Source organism: Gordonia sp. HS-NH1, from assembly GCF_001418765.1.
Classification (GTDB): domain Bacteria; phylum Actinomycetota; class Actinomycetes; order Mycobacteriales; family Mycobacteriaceae; genus Gordonia.
The window spans coordinates 1-19,162 of record NZ_LIYC01000030.1 but is presented as its reverse complement, the minus strand read 5'-3'; the positions used below and the strand labels follow the sequence as shown (position 1 = coordinate 19,162).

Annotated in this window: 14 protein-coding genes; all 14 read left to right on the top strand. The window is 69.1% G+C overall.

Going from position 1 to position 19,162, the window contains the following annotated elements; translation table 11 throughout:
• Positions 1–50 precede the first annotated feature (50 nt).
• The 14 genes from AMD30_RS17845 (at position 51) to tyrS (ending at position 18,742) form a co-directional block, all read left to right on the top strand.
• A complete protein-coding gene (locus tag AMD30_RS17845; RefSeq protein ID WP_055476528.1) occupies positions 51–1,445 on the top strand; it encodes an acyltransferase family protein in 1,395 nt (464 codons plus the stop codon).
• A gap of 118 nt (positions 1,446–1,563) precedes the next feature.
• Positions 1,564–2,616, top strand: coding sequence for a phenylalanine--tRNA ligase subunit alpha (gene pheS, locus AMD30_RS17840; protein ID WP_010844361.1), 1,053 nt, complete (start codon positions 1,564–1,566; stop codon positions 2,614–2,616).
• Positions 2,617–2,675: 59 nt separating this feature from the next.
• Positions 2,676–5,153: a phenylalanine--tRNA ligase subunit beta gene (gene pheT / locus AMD30_RS17835; RefSeq protein WP_014927043.1), complete on the top strand. Its 2,478-nt coding sequence runs from the start codon at positions 2,676–2,678 to the stop codon at positions 5,151–5,153.
• Between the two features lie 187 nt (positions 5,154–5,340).
• The gene (gene argC, locus AMD30_RS17830) at positions 5,341–6,366 is read left to right on the top strand and encodes an N-acetyl-gamma-glutamyl-phosphate reductase (RefSeq protein ID WP_197282802.1); all 1,026 of its coding nucleotides are present in this window, start codon (positions 5,341–5,343) and stop codon (positions 6,364–6,366) included.
• Positions 6,363–7,631 carry a bifunctional glutamate N-acetyltransferase/amino-acid acetyltransferase ArgJ gene (gene argJ / locus AMD30_RS17825; protein WP_055476527.1) on the top strand — a complete coding sequence of 423 codons (1,269 nt, stop codon included), beginning with the start codon at positions 6,363–6,365 and terminating at the stop codon, positions 7,629–7,631. The genes argC and argJ overlap by 4 nt, the downstream gene beginning before the upstream one ends.
• Positions 7,628–8,545, top strand: coding sequence for an acetylglutamate kinase (gene argB / locus AMD30_RS17820; RefSeq protein WP_055476526.1), 918 nt, complete (start codon positions 7,628–7,630; stop codon positions 8,543–8,545). Before argJ ends, argB begins: the two co-directional genes overlap by 4 nt.
• Positions 8,542–9,750 (top strand): acetylornithine transaminase, encoded by a 1,209-nt coding sequence (locus AMD30_RS17815; RefSeq protein WP_055476525.1) that lies wholly within the window; start codon positions 8,542–8,544, stop codon positions 9,748–9,750. The genes argB and AMD30_RS17815 overlap by 4 nt, the downstream gene beginning before the upstream one ends.
• Positions 9,747–10,670, top strand: a complete 924-nt coding sequence (argF, locus tag AMD30_RS17810) for an ornithine carbamoyltransferase (protein ID WP_010844367.1) — start codon at positions 9,747–9,749, stop codon at positions 10,668–10,670. Before AMD30_RS17815 ends, argF begins: the two co-directional genes overlap by 4 nt.
• Before the next feature lie 65 nt (positions 10,671–10,735).
• A complete protein-coding gene (locus AMD30_RS17805; RefSeq protein WP_010844368.1) occupies positions 10,736–11,242 on the top strand; it encodes an arginine repressor in 507 nt (168 codons plus the stop codon).
• A gap of 156 nt (positions 11,243–11,398) precedes the next feature.
• Positions 11,399–12,598: an argininosuccinate synthase gene (locus AMD30_RS17800; protein WP_010844369.1), complete on the top strand. Its 1,200-nt coding sequence runs from the start codon at positions 11,399–11,401 to the stop codon at positions 12,596–12,598.
• Positions 12,595–14,067, top strand: a complete 1,473-nt coding sequence (gene argH, locus AMD30_RS17795; protein ID WP_014927038.1) for an argininosuccinate lyase — start codon at positions 12,595–12,597, stop codon at positions 14,065–14,067. Before AMD30_RS17800 ends, argH begins: the two co-directional genes overlap by 4 nt.
• An 81-nt stretch (positions 14,068–14,148) precedes the next feature.
• A complete protein-coding gene (locus AMD30_RS17790; protein WP_010844371.1) occupies positions 14,149–17,145 on the top strand; it encodes an AMP-binding protein in 2,997 nt (998 codons plus the stop codon).
• Between the two features lie 5 nt (positions 17,146–17,150).
• Positions 17,151–17,366 (top strand): Trm112 family protein, encoded by a 216-nt coding sequence (locus tag AMD30_RS17785; protein ID WP_035718125.1) that lies wholly within the window; start codon positions 17,151–17,153, stop codon positions 17,364–17,366.
• Positions 17,367–17,407: 41 nt separating this feature from the next.
• Positions 17,408–18,742: a tyrosine--tRNA ligase gene (tyrS, locus tag AMD30_RS17780; RefSeq protein ID WP_055476524.1), complete on the top strand. Its 1,335-nt coding sequence runs from the start codon at positions 17,408–17,410 to the stop codon at positions 18,740–18,742.
• Positions 18,743–19,162 lie beyond the last annotated feature (420 nt).

Genomic DNA, 19,162 nt, shown 5'->3' with positions numbered 1-19,162 from the left:
CGAGTAGTTCTGCTCAGGTCGTCGCGGCCGCCGCTGCCGAGACTGACGGCATGCTCAGCACCGAATCCGGATGGCCGGCGTCGACCGGTCTGCCGGGTACCCGTGACCTCGACGCTCTCACCGGCAACCGTGATCGCGTCGTCGACCTCCTCCGCATCGTCTCGCTCGTCGTGGTCGTCGCCGGCCACTCGATCATGCTCACCGTCGAGGTCGCCGACGGCTCGATCCATCTGGGCAACACACTCGGCGACGTGCCCGCATTGCAGCCGGCGACCTGGGTGCTGCAGGTGCTGCCGCTGTTCTTCTTCGCCGGGGCCGCCGCGGCGACCCTCGGCTGGACCTCACGCGGCCCTGCCGACATCCCGACGGCGGGGCAGTGGCTGTTCGGGCGGTCGCAGCGCTTGTTGCGCCCGGTCTTCTGGTACCTCGGAACCGTCGGGGCCGTGTACGCCGTCCTGTCCCGCATCGGTGCCTCGGCAGCGGCCGACGTCGTCGCGCGTCTCGGGGTGCAGTTGCTGTGGTTTCTCGGCGCCTACCTGCTCGTGCTGGCCGTCGTCCCGTTCCTGCAACGGCTCTCCTCCGGTGGTGGCGTGGCGCTCGCCCTGGCGTTCTGCTGGGGGAGTACGGCGATCGTCGACGCCGTCCGACTGGCGGACGGTCCCGCCGCACTGGGCTACCTGAACTTCCTCACCGTGTGGACGATCCCCGCTGTCCTCGGAGTCGCCTACGCCAAGAGGATCCTCCGACCCGCCACGGCACTCGCGGTGGCCGTCGGCGCGCTCGTCGCCGACCTCGCCCTCGTCGCGTGGGGGCCGTATGAGGTCTCGCTCGTGACCGTGCCGGGCCAGCAGTTGTCCAACATGAGTCCGCCGAGCCTGCTGCTCGCCGGTCACGCGATCGTGTTGTGCGCGGGCGCGATCGCCGTGCGCCGGTTCCTCGCGGTCGTCGTCGGCCGTCCGCATGTCTGGTGGTGGGTGGTGCTGGGCAACCGGGGTGCGATGACGCTCTATCTCTGGCATCTGCCGGTGCTCGCGGCGATCATCGGGACCGGTGCTGCGCTCGGTGTCGACCGTGCCGATGTCGGGTCGGCATCGTTCGGGGCCGTCGTCGGTGTGCAGACCCTGCTGCTGCTCGCGGCCATGATCCCGGTGGTCGGGGTGCTGTCGCCGCTGGAGAACCGGCCCCTGCCGTGGTGGGACGATCCCGTTGCCCGACGCAGCGGGCCGCTGCGGAATGCGACCCTGCTGATGCTGCTGGCCGGTGTCGGCGTGGCGATCCTGATGGTCGCGCGTGCCGGACTGGCCGGTGGAGGCGTGTGGTGGCTGGTCGTGGGCCTCGTGTGTGCCGTCGCCGCTCGTGGGCTGGCGGTTCCCGCCGGTCGCCGGACCACGGCGGGAGTTGCTTCCCGGAGACGGGGCTCCCGGCAGGTCAGCGCGTCGCGGTAGTCGACTACCCTCGACGGGAGTCATCGTCGGCACCCGAGGTGTGCCGCTGGGTCAGCGTGCGCAGCGGGACGACGGTGGCCCACCATCCACCGATCGACGCATGAGGAGCACGCCCACCGTGGCCACTTCCGCCGACGCAACGGCATTCCCGGGACCCGACGACCTCGAGGCGGCCGCATCCGCGGCGATCGCGGCCTTCGAGGCGGCGGTCGATCTCGATCAGCTCGCCGCGGCCAAGTCGGCGCACCTCGGTGACCGCTCGCCGATCGCTCTCGCCCGCCGCGCGCTGGGTTCGATTCCCAAGGACCAGCGCTCGGAGGCGGGCAAACTGGTCAATCAGGTCCGCGGCCGGGTGTCGGCGGCTCTGGAGGCACGCACCGCAGTCCTCGACGCCGAGCGCGACGCGGCGGTCCTCGTCGCCGAGTCCATCGACGTGACGTTGCCGAGTGGGCGGCGTCCGGTGGGTGCACGTCATCCCATCACCGTCATCGCCGAGCAGGTGGCCGACGTGTTCGTCGGCATGGGCTGGGAGATCGCGGAGGGCCCGGAGGTCGAGACCGAGCACTACAACTTCGACGCGCTCAACTTCCTTCCGGATCATCCCGCCCGGTCCATGCAGGACACCTTCTACATCGCGCCCGAGGGGTCTCGTCAGGTCCTGCGGACGCACACCTCGCCGGTGCAGGTGCGCTCGATGCTGAGCCGCGACCTGCCCATCTACGTCGCCTGTCCCGGCCGTACGTTCCGGACCGACGAACTCGACGCCACCCACACGCCGGTGTTCCATCAGATCGAGGGCCTCGCCGTCGACAAGGGGCTCACGCTCGCCAATCTGCGCGGCACTCTCGAGACCTTCGCCCGAGCGCTCTTCGGACCGGAGACGACGACCCGTATGCGGGCGAGCTACTTCCCGTTTACCGAACCCTCCGCCGAGGTCGACGTGTGGTTCCCCGCCAAGAAGGGCGGGCCGGGCTGGGTCGAGTGGGGCGGTTGCGGCATGGTCAATCCGAATGTGTTGCGCGCCAGCGGTATCGATCCCGACGTGTACTCCGGCTTCGCCTTCGGCATGGGTCTGGAGCGCACCCTGCAGTTCCGCAACGACATCTCCGACATGCGCGACATGGTCGAGGGTGACATCCGTTTCACCCTCCCGTTCGGTCCGGCCGCCTGACACCACGCGGCCGCACCTCCGCCGACTTCTCACGACGCGACGAAAGTAGTTGATACACAGTGCGTGCACCACAGTCCTGGTACACCGAGGTCCTCCGATCCGGCGACCCACAGTGGTCGGCGACCACCGAGGAGATCGACGCGGGATTCGTTCGCGTCGGGTTCGAGATCGAGGACATCGAGGCGTTCCCGGAGATCACCGGTCCGCTCGTGATCGGTCGCGTGGAGACGATCGAGGAACTCACCGAGTTCAAGAAGCCGATCCGGTTCTGCACGGTCGCCGTCGGTGAGGCCGAGCCGCGCGGGATCGTGTGCGGCGCGCGCAACTTCGCCGAAGGTGACCTGATCGTCGCCGCCCTGCCCGGTGTCGTGCTCCCCGGTCCGTTCGAGATCGCCTCACGCAAGACCTACGGCCGGGTCTCCGACGGCATGATCTGCTCGGTCTCCGAGCTGGGGATCGGTACCGATCACAGCGGCATCCTGGTACTCGCGCCCGGCACCGCCGAACCGGGTGCCGACGCCCGTGAGGTCCTCGGACTCGACGACGCCGCGATCGATGTGAACGTCACCCCCGACCGCGGTTACGCGTTCTCGGTGCGCGGTCTGGGCCGCGAACTCGCCGGCAGCTTCGGGGTGCCGTTCGTCGATCCGGGACTGCGATCGGCGGACCTGCCGGACGACGGGTCGGTCCCGGCGTGGCCCGTCGCCATCGACGAGGACTCCGGCGCGACGCGCTACACCGCACGGGTGATCACCGGCGTCGACCCGACGGCCATCTCGCCGTGGTGGATGCAGAAGCGGCTCATGGTCGCCGGGATCCGTCCGATCTCGGCCATCGTCGACATCACCAACTACGTGATGATCGAGCTCGGTCAGCCCCTGCACGCCTTCGACGCCGACCGGGTCACGGGCACCGTCACCGTCCGCTCGGCACAACCGGGGGAGAAGCTCACCACCCTCGACGACACCGTGCGCGTCCTCGACCCCGAGGACGTGCTGATCACCGACGAATCCGGGCCGATCGCGCTGGCCGGGGTCATGGGCGGCGCGAGCACCGAGGTGGGGTCCGAGACCACCACCGTGCTGTTGGAGTCGGCGACCTTCGATCCGGTTCGGGTCTTCCGTACCGCGAAGCGCCACAAGCTGACCTCCGAGGCGAGCAAGCGGTTCGAGCGGGTCGTCGATCCCGAGATCACCGCGGTGGCCTCCGATCGCGCGGCGCAGCTGATCGTCGAGATCGCCGGTGGGCGGGTCGCCTCGCCGCTCGCGGAGACACACGTCCAGACCCCGGCCCGGCCGACGATCTCCATCGCGGCCGACGAACCGGACCGCGTCGCGGGGGTCGGCTACCCGCCCGGCACCACCCTGACCCGACTGACCGAGGTCGGCTGTGTGGTGACCGGAACCGACGAGCTCGACGTGTTCCCGCCCTCCTGGCGACCCGACCTCCGTCAGCGCGCCGACCTCGTGGAGGAGGTCCTGCGGCTCGAAGGTCTCGAGGACATCCCCGCCGTGGTTCCCCGGGCACCCGGCGGCACCGGTCTGACGCCGGTCCAGCGACGCCGGCGCAGCATCGGGCGCACGCTCGCGCTCGACGGATACGTCGAGGTCCTGCCGTACCCGTTCATGCCGTCGGGTGTGTTCGACCTCTGGGACCTCCCGGCCGACGACGAACGGCGACGCACGGTCAAGGTCCTCAACCCGCTCGAGTCCGACCGTCCCGAGCTGAACACGACGCTGCTGCCGGGCCTCCTCGAGATGGCGGCCCGCAACATCGCCCGGGGACAGCGCGATCTGTCGCTCTTCACCATCGGTCAGGTCGTCGTCGCGGGCGATCACGTGGCCGCGGTGCCGGCGCTCGACGTGACGCGCCGTCCCACCGACGAGGAGATCGCCGCGCTCGACGCCTCCTTGCCGCATCAGCCGCTGCACGTCGGCGTCGTTCTCACCGGACTGCGCGATCCGGCCGGACCCTGGGGTCCGGGACGCGCCGCCGACCATCTCGACGCCTTCGAGGCGGCACGCACGATCGGCCGGGCGGCCGGTGTCACCGTCGAGCTGACGGCCGACGATCACCGCCCGTGGCACCCCGGCCGCTGCGCGCGGCTCACGGTCGACGGACGCACGGTCGGATACGCCGGCGAGCTCCACCCCGCGATACTCGAGCGAGCCCATCTGCCCAAGCGAACCTGCGCAGTGGAGATCGACGTCGACGCGCTGCCCCTGGGCGAGCGACTTCCGGCGCCGTCGGTGTCGGTGTTCCCCGCGGTGCTGCAGGACGTCAACGTCGTCGTCGGTGGCGATGTCCCGGCCGCGGACGTCGAGAAGGCGCTGCGTGACGGGGCCGGCGACCTGCTCGAGGACATCGCGCTGTTCGACGTCTTCACCGGCGAGCAGGTCGGCGCGGGGAACAAGTCGTTGACGTTCTCCCTGCGGTTCCGCGCACCCGACCGGACACTCACCGAGGAAGAGGCCAACGAGGCCAAGCTGGCCGCCGTCGATGCCGCAGCCGCCCGGGTGGGGGCCCGACTCCGCTGACAGTCCAGATCCACACCCACCCCTGAGTGAATTCATTTGCACCCTGCTGCATAATGATCCCATGGCTTCGACAAGCTCAACCAGCGGCGAACTGCGCTCGACCAGTGGCGAGGGTTCGTCCTCGACCAGCGGCGAGGGTTCGTCCTCGACCGGCAGTGCAGGGACATCCTCGACCGGCAAGGTGAAGGTGGCGGTGGCCGGCGCGAGCGGCTACGCGGGTGGCGAGATCCTCCGGTTGCTGTGCGGGCATCCCCGTCTGCGATCCGGTGAGCTCGAGATCGGGGCGCTCACCGCGGGCGGAAACGCCGGGTCACTCCTGGGCACCCACCACCCTCATCTGCTCCCGCTGGCCGACCGGGTCCTGCAGGACACGACACCGGAGATCCTCGGCGGGCACGACGTCGTCTTCCTGGGCCTGCCGCACGGCGCGTCGGCGGTGATCGCCGATGCGCTGCCGCCGACCACGCTCATCATCGACTGCGGTGCGGACTTCCGGCTCCGCGACGCCGGTGAATGGACGTCGTACTACGGCGGCGACCACGCCGGGACCTGGCCGTATGGTCTGCCGGAGCTGCCCGGCAATCGGGAGGTGCTCAAGGATGCGAGTCGGATCGCGGTGCCGGGCTGCTATCCGACGGTCTCGATCCTGTCGCTGCTCCCGGCGATCGCCGCGGGCATCGCCGACCCGCACGTGACCGTCGTCGCGGTGAGCGGTGCCTCGGGTGCCGGCCGGTCACCCAAGGTCGACCTCCTGGCGTCCGAGGTCATCGGGTCCGCGCGGGCCTACGGGGTGGGCGGGGTCCATCGGCACACACCGGAGATCTCCCAGGCACTGTCGGCCGCCGCGGACCAGCCGGTGACCGTCTCGTTCACGCCCATCCTCGCCCCGATGGCCCGCGGGATCCTCGCCACTTGCACCGCGCGCACTGCAGCGACCGCCGAGGAGGCCCGCGCGGTGTACGAAAAGGCCTATGCCGACGAGGAATTCGTGCACGTCCTGCCGGAAGGGCGGCTACCCGCCACCGGTTCGGTGATCGGCTCCAACGCCGTACAGCTCGGCGTGACCGTCGACGAACGCGCGCAGACCCTGGTGGTCGTCGGAGCGGTCGACAACCTGACCAAGGGCACCGGCGGTGCCGCCGTCCAATCGATGAACCTGGCTCTGGGTTGGACCGAGAACGAGGGACTGAGCACCGTGGGAGTGGCACCGTGACCGGATCGCACGACACCGACAGCGCCGACACCGGGCAGGACCGGATCGAGGGCGGCGCACCCGGCGACCATCCCCGCCTCGTGCGGGGGCAGGGCGTCACCGCGCCGCTCGGATTCCGGGCCGCCGGCATCGCCGCCGGGATCAAGGCGTCCGGCGCGCTCGACCTCGCGCTCGTCTTCAACGAGGGTCCCGATCACTCCGCCGCAGGCGTTTTCACCCGCAATCAGGTGAAGGCGGCGCCGGTGCTGTGGTCGCAGCAAGTCCTCACCACCGGCCGGTTGCGCACGGTGATCCTCAACTCCGGCGGCGCGAACGCCTGCACCGGACCGGGCGGATTCCAGGACACCCACAAGACCGCGGAGGCCGTGGCCGACGCGCTCAGCAACTGGGGGACCAGCACCGGTGCCGTCGAGGTCGCGGTGTGCTCCACCGGACTGATCGGCGACCGGCTGCCGATGGACAAGGTGCTTGCCGGGGTCACCGAGATCGTCCAGGACATGGGCGGCGGCCTGTCCGGCGGGACGGATGCCGCGCACGCGATCATGACCACCGACACCGTGCCCAAACAGGCTGCGCTGCATCATCCGCAGGGGTGGAACGTGGGCGGCATGGGGAAGGGGGCGGGCATGCTTGCGCCGTCGCTGGCGACCATGCTGGTGGTCCTCACGACCGACGCCGCCGCGACCCCCGAGCAACTCGACACCGCCTTGCGCAGGGCGACGGCGCGGACCTTCGACCGGCTCGACATCGACGGCTCCTGTTCGACGAACGACACGGTGCTGCTGCTGAGTTCGGGCGCCAGCCAGATCCCGGTCGAGCAGACCGACCTCGACGACGCGGTGTTCGCGGTCTGCGACGATCTCGCCGCCCAGATGATGGCCGACGCCGAGGGCGTCACCAAACGGGTCGTCATCACGGTGATGGGGGCCGATACCGAGGACGACGCACTGACCGTCGCCCGCGCCGTCGCGCGCGACTCCCTGGTGAAGACCGCCCTGTTCGGGTCGGATCCGAACTGGGGCCGGGTGCTGGCCGCTGTCGGTGCCTCGCCGGTCACGATCGATCCCGACCGGATCGCCGTGTCCTTCAACGGGAGTCCGGTGTGCGAGAACGGTTTCGGCGTCGAGGGAGCTCGCGATGTGGACCTGTCGGGTCCGGACATCACCGTCGTCGTCGACCTGAAGCTGGGGGAGTCCGCGGCGAGTGTCCGGACCACTGATCTCTCCCACGCGTACGTCGAAGAGAATTCGGCGTACTCGTCATGAGTGGGACGACATCGGGGGCCCACCCGATCGACCCGGCCGCCGGCCTCGCGAAGGCGAAGGTCCTCGCCGAAGCCCTTCCCGCGCTGCAGCGACTCGCGGGTGCGACCGTCGTCGTCAAGTACGGCGGCAACGCCATGATTGACGACGCGCTGAAGAAGGCGTTCGCGGCGGACATGGTCTTCCTGCGCGCGTGCGGCCTGCATCCCGTGGTGGTTCATGGTGGCGGCCCGCAGATCTCGGCGATGCTGAAACGGCTGGGACTCTCCGGTGAGTTCAAGGGCGGCTTCCGGGTGACGACCCCGGAGGTCATGGACGTGGCCCGGATGGTCCTGTTCGGCCAGGTCGGGCGCGAGCTCGTGGGCCTGATCAACTCACACGGCCCGTACGCGGTCGGCATCACCGGCGAGGACGCCCATCTGTTCACCGCGACGCGCCGCACGGTGCTCGTCGAGGGCGTGCCCACCGACATCGGGCTCGTCGGCGACATCGCGTCGGTCAACACCTCGGCCGTGCTGGACCTCGTGGCCGCCGGCCGTATCCCGGTCGTCTCGACGATCGCGCCGGACCGCGACGGGGTGGTGCACAACATCAACGCCGACACCGCGGCAGGTGCTCTGGCCGAAGCGCTCGGTGCTGCTCGGCTCGTGATGCTGACCGACGTCGAAGGTCTGTACACGGACTGGCCCGACCGCGGGTCCCTCGTGTCCCAGATCGACACGGACACACTGACCGAGCTGTTGCCGTCGCTCGACTCCGGCATGGTCCCCAAGATGGAGGCGTGCTTGCGCGCGGTCACCGGCGGCGTCGACCGCGCGCACGTGATCGACGGGCGTGTCGCCCATTCGGTACTGGCCGAACTGTTGACCGAGAGCTCGACCGGCACCACCGTCGTCGTTCCCGAGGAGGACGCATGACCGCCCCACTGCAGCAGCGCTGGACACAGTCGCTGATGAACAACTACGGCACCCCCGCCATCGCCCTCGTCGAGGGTTCGGGAGCGTATGTCACCGACGCCGACGGCAAGCGCTATCTCGATCTCCTCGGCGGGATCGCGGTGAACGCCCTCGGTCATGCGCACCCGGCGATCGTCGACGCAGTGACCACTCAGCTCCAGACGCTGGGGCACGTGTCGAACCTGTACATCGCGCCGCCCGTGGTCGAGCTCGCCGAGAAGTTGCTCGACCGGTTCGGCCACCCGGGCCGCGTCTTCTTCTGCAACTCCGGGACCGAGGCGAACGAGGCCGCGTTCAAGCTCGCCCGGCGGACCGGTCGGCCCGAGATCGTCGCCGCCGAGAAGGCCTTTCACGGCCGGACGATGGGTGCGCTCGCGATGACCGGACAGCCGGCGAAGCGCACGCCGTTCGAACCGATGCCCGCCGGCGTGCGGTTCGTTCCCTACGGAGACGTCGACGCCCTCGACGCGGCGGTCTCCGACCAGACCGCCGCGGTGATCCTCGAGCCGATCCTCGGGGAGGCCGGCGTCGTGGTGCCCCCGGCCGACTATCTGGCGGCCGCACGCCGGATCACCGAGGAGCGCGGCGCACTGCTGATCCTCGACGAGGTGCAGACCGGCGTCGCCCGGACCGGAACGTTCTTCGCCCATCAGCAGGTGGGCGTGGTGCCCGATGTGATGACGCTCGCCAAGGGGCTCGGCGGTGGCCTGCCGATCGGCGCGTGTATCGCCACCGGCCCCGCTGCCGACCTGTTCGAGCCCGGTCAACACGGCACCACCTTCGGCGGCAATCCCGTCAGTGCGGCCGCCGCGCTGGCCGTACTCCGGGTCATCGAGTCCGACGATCTAATCGATTCTGTTGCAGCGGTGGGGAAGTCGATCGCGACCGGTATCGAGGACCTGCAGCACCCGCTGGTGTCCCACGTGCGGGGGTCGGGTCTGTTGCTCGGAGTGGTGCTGACCCAACCGCTCTCGCAGCGCGTCGAGGCCGCGGCCCGGGACGCCGGATTCCTCATCAATGCGCCCGCGCCCGACGTCCTACGCCTGGCCCCACCGCTGATCCTCACCGAGGAGCAGGGACGGGGTTTCGTGCGCGCACTGCCAGAACTGCTCGACACCGCCGCGGCCGCACACGCCGCCACATCGAACGAGGGGGACAAGCCATGACCAGACACTTCCTGCGCGACGACGATCTGACCCCGGCCGAGCAGGCCGAGGTGCTCGCACTCGCGGCCGAGGTCAAGGCGAAACCGTTCGACTTCCGGCCATTGGAGGGCCCGCGGGGAGTCGGGGTGATCTTCGACAAGAACTCCACTCGAACCCGGTTCTCGTTCGAGGTCGGCATCGCTCAGCTCGGCGGTCACGCGGTCGTCGTCGACGGCCGGACGACGCAGCTGGGGCGCGAGGAGACGCTGGAGGACACCGGTCTCGTCCTGTCCCGCTTCGTCGACGCGATCGTGTGGCGGACGTTCGGGCAGGACCGCCTGGAAGCGCTCTCGTCGACCGCCACCGTGCCCGTGGTCAACGCCCTCTCCGACGAGTTCCACCCGTGCCAGGTGCTCGCCGACCTGCAGACCATCGCCGAGCACAAGGGTGCGCCTGCGGGGCAGACGATGACGTATCTGGGTGACGGTGCCAACAACATGGCGCACTCGCTGGCCCTCGGCGGCGTCACGGCCGGCATGCACGTGATCATCAGCTCGCCGGACGGCTTCCAGCCCGACCCCGTGGTCATCGCCGCCGCCGAGAAGCGCGCCGCGCAGACCGGCGGCTCGGTGAAGCTGGTGACCGATCCCGTCGCCGCCGCGACCGGTGCCGACGTGCTGGTGACCGACACCTGGGTGTCGATGGGGCAGGAGGCCGACGGCAAGGACCGCACGGCGCCGTTCCGGCCGTACCAGATCAACGACGAACTCCTCGCTCATGCCGCGGACGACGCGATCGTGCTGCATTGTCTGCCTGCGCATCGCGGCGACGAGATCACCGCCTCGGTGATCGACGGTCCCCGCAGCGTGGTGTTCGACGAGGCCGAGAACCGCCTGCACGCGCAGAAGGCCCTGCTGATCTGGCTGCTGGACCACCAGTGATCCGGTACCACGAGTGACCGGGGAACGACAGTGAGCGTCGAACCGACCATGACCAGGAATCCACGATGACCGCCGGAGCCGAGCCCTCGGAGAGCCGACTCGCCGCCACCCGCGCGGGGCGACATGCGCGGATCATCGAGATCCTCTCCACGCATCAGGTCCGCAGCCAGTCCGAACTACAGCGGCTGCTCGCCGAGGAGGGCGTCGACGCCACCCAGGCGACGCTGTCGCGCGATCTCGACGAGCTCGGCGCGGTGAAGCTGCGCGCCGCGGACGGCGGCGCCGGTGTCTACGTGGTGCCCGAAGACGGTTCGCCCGTCCGCGGGGTGTCCGGCGGGACCGACCGGCTCGGCAGGCTCGTCTCCGACCTGTTGGTGTCGACCGACAGCAGCGGCAACCTCGCGGTGCTGCGAACGCCCCCGGGTGCCGCGCACTATCTCGCGGCCGCGCTCGACCGGGCACGCCTGCCCGACGTCGTCGGGACGATCGCCGGGGACGACACGATCTTCGTGGTGGCACGCGAACCGCTCGACGGAGCCGAACTCGCCCGCCGGATCGAGGGCCTCGTGTAGCCGTCCCCTCATCCATGTCCGGTTCCGCCCCCCATGGCGGACAGACCACACCAACCACAACAGACGAGACGCCGCCAACCGAGACCCGGACGGTGGCGTCGGAACACCGGGGCCGATGATGGACTCGGTCAACGCGCAGAACAGGAGCTTCACCTCATGGCAGAACGTGTCGTACTCGCATATTCGGGCGGCCTGGACACCTCGGTCGCGATCAGCTGGATCCAGAAGGAGACCGGCAAGGAGGTCGTCGCCGTGGCGCTCGACCTCGGCCAGGGTGGCGAGGACATGGAGGTCATCCGTCAGCGTGCACTCGACTGCGGCGCGGTCGAGGCCGTCGTGGTCGACGCCCGCGACGAGTTCGCCGACGAGTACTGCCTCGGCGCCATCACCTCGAACGCGCTCTACATGGACCGCTACCCGCTCGTCTCGGCGCTGTCCCGCCCGCTGATCGCCAAGCACCTGGTCACCGCGGCCCGTGATCACGGCGGCACCGTCGTCGCCCACGGATGCACCGGCAAGGGCAACGATCAGGTCCGCTTCGAGGTGGGCTTCGCGACCCTGGCGCCCGATCTGCAGGTCCTCGCGCCGGTCCGCGACTACGCGTGGACCCGCGAGAAGGCCATCGCCTTCGCCGGGGAGAACGACATCCCGATCAACGTGACCAAGAAGTCGCCCTTCTCGATCGACCAGAACGTGTGGGGTCGCGCCGTGGAGACCGGTTTCCTCGAGGACCTGTGGAACGCGCCGACCAAGGATGTCTACGACTACACCGAAGACCCCACGGTCAACTGGAACTCGCCCGACGAGGTCATCATCGGCTTCGACAAGGGCCGCCCGGTCAGCATCGACGGCCGGCCGGTGAGTGTGCTCGAGGCGATCCAGGAACTCAACCGCCGTGCCGGAGCCCAGGGCGTCGGACGCCTCGATGTCGTCGAGGACCGACTGGTGGGCATCAAGAGCCGTGAGGTGTACGAGGCTCCCGGCGCGATGGTCCTCATCCGCGCGCACGAGGAGCTGGAGCACGTCACCGTGGAGCGCGAGCTCGGCCGCTACAAGCGCGGCACCGATCAGAAGTGGGCCGAGCTGGTCTACGACGGTCTGTGGTTCTCGCCGCTGAAGCGGTCGCTGGACGCCTTCGTCGCCTCGACGCAGGAGCACGTCACCGGCGAGATCCGACTGACCCTGCACGGCGGCACGATCGCGGCCACGGGTCGTCGCAGCTCGGAGTCGCTCTACGACTTCAACCTCGCCACCTACGACGAGGGCGATACCTTCGACCAGTCCGCGGCGCGCGGCTTCGTCGAACTGCACGGCCTGTCGTCGAAGATCGCCGCGAAGCGGGACCTGAATCTGTGAGTGCGGGCACCGGCGGCGGCACCGGCCCGGAGACCGGTGGGACGACCAACCAGGGTTCGCTCTGGGGCGGTCGTTTCGCCGGTGGGCCGGCCGAGGCGATGGCCGCGCTGAGCAAGTCGACTCATTTCGACTGGGCCCTGGCCCCTTTCGACATCGAGGCCTCCAAGGCGCATGCCCGGGTGCTGAACAGCGCCGGGTTGCTCACCGATGACGACCTCGTCGGCATGCTCGACGGGCTCGATCGCCTTGCCGCCGATGTCGCCGACGGCAGTTTCGGGCCCGCGGAGTCCGACGAGGACGTCCACGGCGCCCTCGAGCGAGGCCTGATCGAGCGGGTCGGTCCCGAACTCGGCGGCCGGCTGCGGGCGGGGCGGTCCCGCAACGACCAGGTCGCCACCTTGTTCCGGATGTGGCTGCGTGCCGCCATGCGTCGGGTCGCGCTCGGCCTGCTCGATGTCGTCGACGCGCTGACCGCCCAGGCGGCGGCGCATCCCGATGCGATCATGCCGGGCAAGACGCACCTGCAGGCCGCGCAGCCGGTGTTGCTCGGTCACCATCTGCTCGCGCACGCGCAACCCCTGTTGCGCGACATCGACCGGCTCGCCGATGCGGATCGTCGAACCGCGGTGTCGCCGTACGGTTCCGGCGCACTCGCCGGCTCCTCGCTGGGCCTCGACCCGGCGGCGATCGCGGCCGACCTCGGCTTCGACGGGCCTGCCGAGAACTCGATCGACGCCACCTCCGCGCGCGACTTCGCCGCGGAGGCCGCGTTCGTCTTCGCGATGATCGCGGTCGATCTCTCCCGGTTGTCCGAAGAGGTGATCATCTGGAGCACACCGGAATTCGGCTACGTCACGCTGGCCGACGCATGGTCCACCGGCAGCTCGATCATGCCGCAGAAGAAGAACCCGGACGTCGCCGAGCTCATGCGCGGCAAGGCCGGTCGACTCATCGGTGACCTGACCGGACTGCTGGCCACGCTGAAGGCGCAGCCGCTGGCGTACAACCGGGACCTCCAGGAGGACAAGGAACCGGTCTTCGACGCGGTGGCGCAGCTGGAACTGTTGCTGCCGGCGGTGACCGGACTGGTCGCGACACTGGAGTTCCACACCGACCGCATGGCGGAACTCGCCCCCGCGGGCTTCACCCTCGCCACCGACATCGCCGAATGGATGGTCCGAGAGGGCGTGCCGTTCCGCGTGGCCCACGAGGCCGCGGGCGCCTGCGTCCGCGAAGCGGAATCACGCGGTGTCGGCCTGGACGAACTCGACGACGCGACGCTGGCGGGTGTCCATCCGGCGCTGACGCCGGCGGTGCGGGAGGTCCTGACGGTGCGCGGTTCGGTGGAATCGCGCAACGCACACGGCGGTACCGCGCCCGGACAGGTGCGGCGACAGATCGAGGTCGTGACGGCCGCGACCACCGATCTTCGAACACGCTGGACCGCTGGGCCCGGCGGGCGTCGCTGATCCCGCCCGACTGGGTACAGTGACCTGAGTCACCGACTCGTCGGTGAGTCCGGGAACACCGACGACTGGAGGATCGACACGATGGCGGTGTGGGACGGGGGCCCCGATCTCGCGGGGATGGTCGGCAGGGTGCTGGCCACCGCGCAGAACGGTCTGGAGGTGCTGCGCTTCGGCGGGCTGGAGACCGGTACCGAGCCGGCGCCCTTCGCGGTGGTCGAGACGCACAAGATGTTCAAGCTTCGCCGGTACTTCCCGAACGATCCGTCGACCGGCCCGAACATCGTTCTGGTGCCGCCGATGATGGTGTCCGCCAACGTCTATGACGTGACCGAGCACAACGGTGCCGTGTCGATCCTGCACCGCAACGGCATCACGCCGTGGGTCGTCGACTTCGGCTCGCCGGACTCCGAAGAGGGCGGGATGGAGCGCAATCTCGCCGACCACGTGGTCGCCATCAGTCGGGCGATCGACCTGATCGTCGAGGCGACCGGGCGCGACATCCATCTGGCCGGGTACTCCCAGGGCGGGATGTTCGCGTACCAGACCGCGGCGTATCGCAGATCCAAGGGGATCGCGAGCCTGATCACTTTCGGTAGCCCGGTCGACGTGCTCGCCGCACTGCCCCTGGGGCTGCCCGCGGGACTGGTGGCACCGGCCGCCGAATTCCTGGCGGACAAGGCGTTCTCGCGCAATCTCTGGGTGCGGGATTGGATGGCACGCACCGGATTCCAGCTGTTGGACCCGGTGAAGACGGTCCGCAGCCGCATTGATTTCCTGCGTCGCCTGCACGACCGCGAGGCGCTGCTGCCCCGCGAGGACCAGCGCCGGTTCCTCGAAGCCGACGGCTGGGTCGCGTGGTCGGGGCCGGCGATCGCCGAACTGCTGCGGCAGTTCGTCGCGCACAACCGGATGGTGTCCGGGGGCTTCGTGATCAACGGTGATCTGGTCTCTCTCGCCGAGATCACCTGCCCGGTCCTCGCGTTCGTCGGCGATGCCGACGACATCGGGCAGCCCGCGGCGGTGCGGGGCATCGTCCGGGCCGCGCCCGACGCGGAGGTCTACGAATCGACCCTGCCGGTCGGACATTTCGGACTCGTGGTCGGCAGCGCGGCCGGTGAGCACACCTGGCCGACGACCTCCGACTGGGTGAACTGGATCTCCGACAACGGTCCGCGCCCGGAACTCGTCTCCGAGATGTCGCTCGTGGAGCCGGGGCACGGCGGCGGGGTCAGCCTGTCCTCGCGCATCACGCACGGAATGGGCTCGGTGGCCGACGCCGGGACCGCAGCCTCGCGCGAGCTGCTCGGTCTGGCCAACTCCCTGCAACGGACCTCGCGGGCGGTGGCCTCGGAGTCGGTGCGGACCGTGCCCCGGCTGTTCCGACTGGGCCAGATCCAGAGCGGGACGCGCATCTCGCTCTCGAAGCTCATGGCCGAGAACACCAAACGCGGCGGCGACAGCGAGCTGTTCCTGTTCGAGAACCGCGTGCTCACCCACGCACAGGTCAATGCGCGCATCGACAACGTGGTCGCGGGTCTGGTCGACTGCTGCATCCGTCCGGGCCAGCACATCGGCGTCCTGATGGACACCCGGCCCAGCGCGCTGGTCGTGATCGCCGCGTTGTCCCGCCTGGGTGCAGTGGCGGTGCTGCTCGCCGCGGACGCCGACGTCCGCGAGATGATGCGGCTCGCCGACAGTTCGGTGATCGTCACCGATCCCACGAATCTCGACCTCGCGACCGCTGCATCGGATCGGGTTCTGGTGCTCGGCGGTGGAAGTGGCGATTCCCGCGCCATCGAGGGTGCCGATGGGACGTCGATCGTCGACATGGAGCGCATCGACCCCGACGAGGTGGTGATGCCGACCTGGTACCGGCCCGATCCCGGGCTCGCGGGCGATCTCGCATTCATCCTGTTCAGCCGGGCGTACGGCAAACTCGTCCCGTGGCCGGTGACCAACCACCGGTTCGCGATGTCGGCCTTCGGTGCGGCGTCGGCGGCGGCGCTCACCGACCGCGACACCGTGTACTGCCTGCCACCGCTGCACCACGCGTCGGGACTGCTCACCACGCTGGGTGCGACCGTGGTCGGACGGTCGCGGATCGCGCTGTCGAACGGCATCGATCCGGCGAACTTCTCGGTGGAGGTACAGCGCTACGGCATCACGGTCGTGTCGTACACGTGGTCGATGCTCAGCGGCATCGTGCGAGATCCCGATTTCCACATCAACCAGCACAACCCGATCCGGTTGTTCATGGGCTCGGGCATGTCGGCGGGACTGTGGGAGGACGTGTGCTCGAGCTTCCCTCGGGCGCGGATCCTCGAGTTCTTCGCGACCGCCGACGGTTCGGCGATCCTCGCGAACGTGTCCGGGGACAAACTGTCCTCCGTCGGCCGGCCACTGCCGGAGACCAATCCGGTCGAGGTCGCGGCCTACGACATCGTCGGCGACCGGTTGCTCATCGACGACTCGGGCTTCGTCCGCCGGGCGGAGACGGGGGAGCCGGGTCTGCTCCTGGCCAAGGCGAAGCACAAGTTCGACACCAACGGGACGGTGTTGCGCGACGTCTTCACGACTCGTGACCGGTGGGAGGTGTCGGGACATCTGTTCGTACGTGACGCCGACGGCGACCTGTACTTCCTCGGTGCGACAGACCGGGTGATCCGGACCGCTGACGGGCCGGTGTTCATCCCCCCGCTCACCCACGCACTGTCGCGGCTCAAGAGTGTCGACCAGGTCGTCGTGTACGGCGTCGGCGAACCCGGACACCAGGTCGTGGTCGCCGCGATGACCCTGCGTCCCGACGCGAAACCGGACTCGCTCACGGTCACGCAGCTGCGGATCGCGCTGGGGGAGTACCGCGCCGACGCCCGGCCGCACCTCATCCACGTCGTCGACGACATCCCGCAGTCGGCGTCCTTCCGTCCGCTGAGCACCGGCCTGGTCGAGGACGGACTGCCGAAACCGGGTGCGCGCGTCTGGTATCGCGACGAGGAGGGGCGTTACCGCAGGTACACCCGCACCGTGGCCGGCAAGCTGGACTGGGCCGGGTCGCGGACGAGCGATGCCCTAGGGTGATCGGGGTGACGACACGCGCTGAGGCCATCGACCCGATCGTGCGCGAACGACTGGCCTGCCCGCAGGACCACGGTCCGCTGATCAATGCCGGCGACGAGCTCTACAACCCGCGGTTGCATGTCGCGTACCGCATCGACTCCGACGGAATCCCGGTGATGCTGATCGACGAGGCGCGCGCGGTCGACGACGCCGAGCACGAACGCATCGTCGCCTCGCAGTAGTCGCCGATCGGGGGTCTCTCGTCGGATGACAAGATCGAGGGGTGAGTGCTGACAACGCCGAACCCCCCGAGCCGGCCGAAACCCCCGAGCCGACTGACGTCCCCGCAACCGTCGACATCCTCGACGAGCTCCGGTGGCGTGGGCTGATCGCTCAGTCCACCGATCTCGGCGCCCTGGGTGATGCGCTGGCGAACGGGCCGGTGACCTTGTACGCGGGGTTCGATCCGACGGCGGCAAGTCTCCACGCCGGTCACCTGGTCCCCTTGCTGACCCTCAAGCGGTTCCAGCTCGCGGGCCATCGGCCGATCGTCCTCGCCGGAGGTGCCACCGGCCTGATCGGTGACCCCCGTGACGTGGGGGAGCGGACCATGAACTCGCCCGACGTCGTCGCCGAGTGGGCCGGACGCATCGATGCCCAGCTCCGACGATTCGTCGACATCGAGGACACGCCCACGGGTGCCGTGGTGGTCAACAACCTGGACTGGACCGGTGAGCTGTCGGCGATCGAGTTCCTGCGCGACCTGGGCAAGCACTTCTCGGTGAACGTGATGCTCGCCCGCGACACGGTCAAGCGACGCCTCGAGGCCGATGGCATGAGCTATGCCGAGTTCAGCTACCTCCTCCTGCAATCGAACGACTTCGTCGAGCTCCACCGCCGGTACGGCTGTGTCCTGCAGATCGGTGGCTCCGACCAGTGGGGGAACATCGTCGGCGGTGTGGACCTGGCCCGACGTCTCGACGGCTCGGCGCTGCACGCCCTGACGGTTCCCCTCGTGACGTCGTCGGACGGGAAGAAGTTCGGCAAATCGACCGGCGGTGGCAGCCTGTGGCTCGACCCCGAGCTGACGAGCCCCTACTCCTGGTACCAGTACTTCGTGAACACCGCCGACGCCGATGTCGTCCGCTACCTGCGGTGGTTCACCTTCCTCGGGCGGGAGGAGATCGACGAACTCGAGCGCGCGACGGTCGAGACCCCGCATCTTCGGCGCGCGCAACGAGCACTCGCTGGCGAGATGACGACCCTCATCCACGGCAAGGCCAACACGGATGCGGTCGAGCTGGCCAGCCAGGCGCTCTTCGGAAGGGCCGAGCTCGGCGAACTCGACGAGAGCACGCTTGCCGCGGCCGTTCGGGAGACCTCGATCGCCGAATACCCCGAGACACGTCCGACCATCATCGAGTTGCTCGTCGACACGAAGCTCTCGGAGAGCAACAAGGCTGCCCGTCGCGCGGTCTCGGAGGGCGGCGCGTACGTGAACAACACCAAGATCACGGACCCGGAGTGGCAGCCGGCGGACGCCGACCTGCTCCACGGACGGTGGTTGGTGGTCCGTCGCGGCAAGAAGAGTTTCGCCGGCGCCAGACTAGGCCGCTGACCAGGCGATTTGACGCGTTGTTCGCGCCTGTGTAACTTAATCGACGCACCGCAGAGAGCAACTCCCCCGGAGCCGCAAGCCCCGGGGAAGCCGAAGTGCCCGAGCAACTCGCTCGGGCCGCCTGTGCGGGGCCACTCCCGAGAACGAGATCGCGAGCGTTCAGCGCGCTCTGGGGAGAGCTCATCGGAGCCGGCTTCATACCGAAGACGTCTGGTGGGTGTGTGTTCTTTGAGAACTCGATAGTGTGTTGGTGGATTGTTTGATGCCATTTATTGTGGCGTCGAATGGTTTGCTTAGATGATGTGTCACGCGGCTTCAAGTCGTGTGACGCTGATGAGTTTATTTTTTGATGCCAGTTTTTTTGAGGTTTATTTTGGTCAGGTTTTGCTTTCCTGATTATTGTTGAAACGCTGGCCCTTT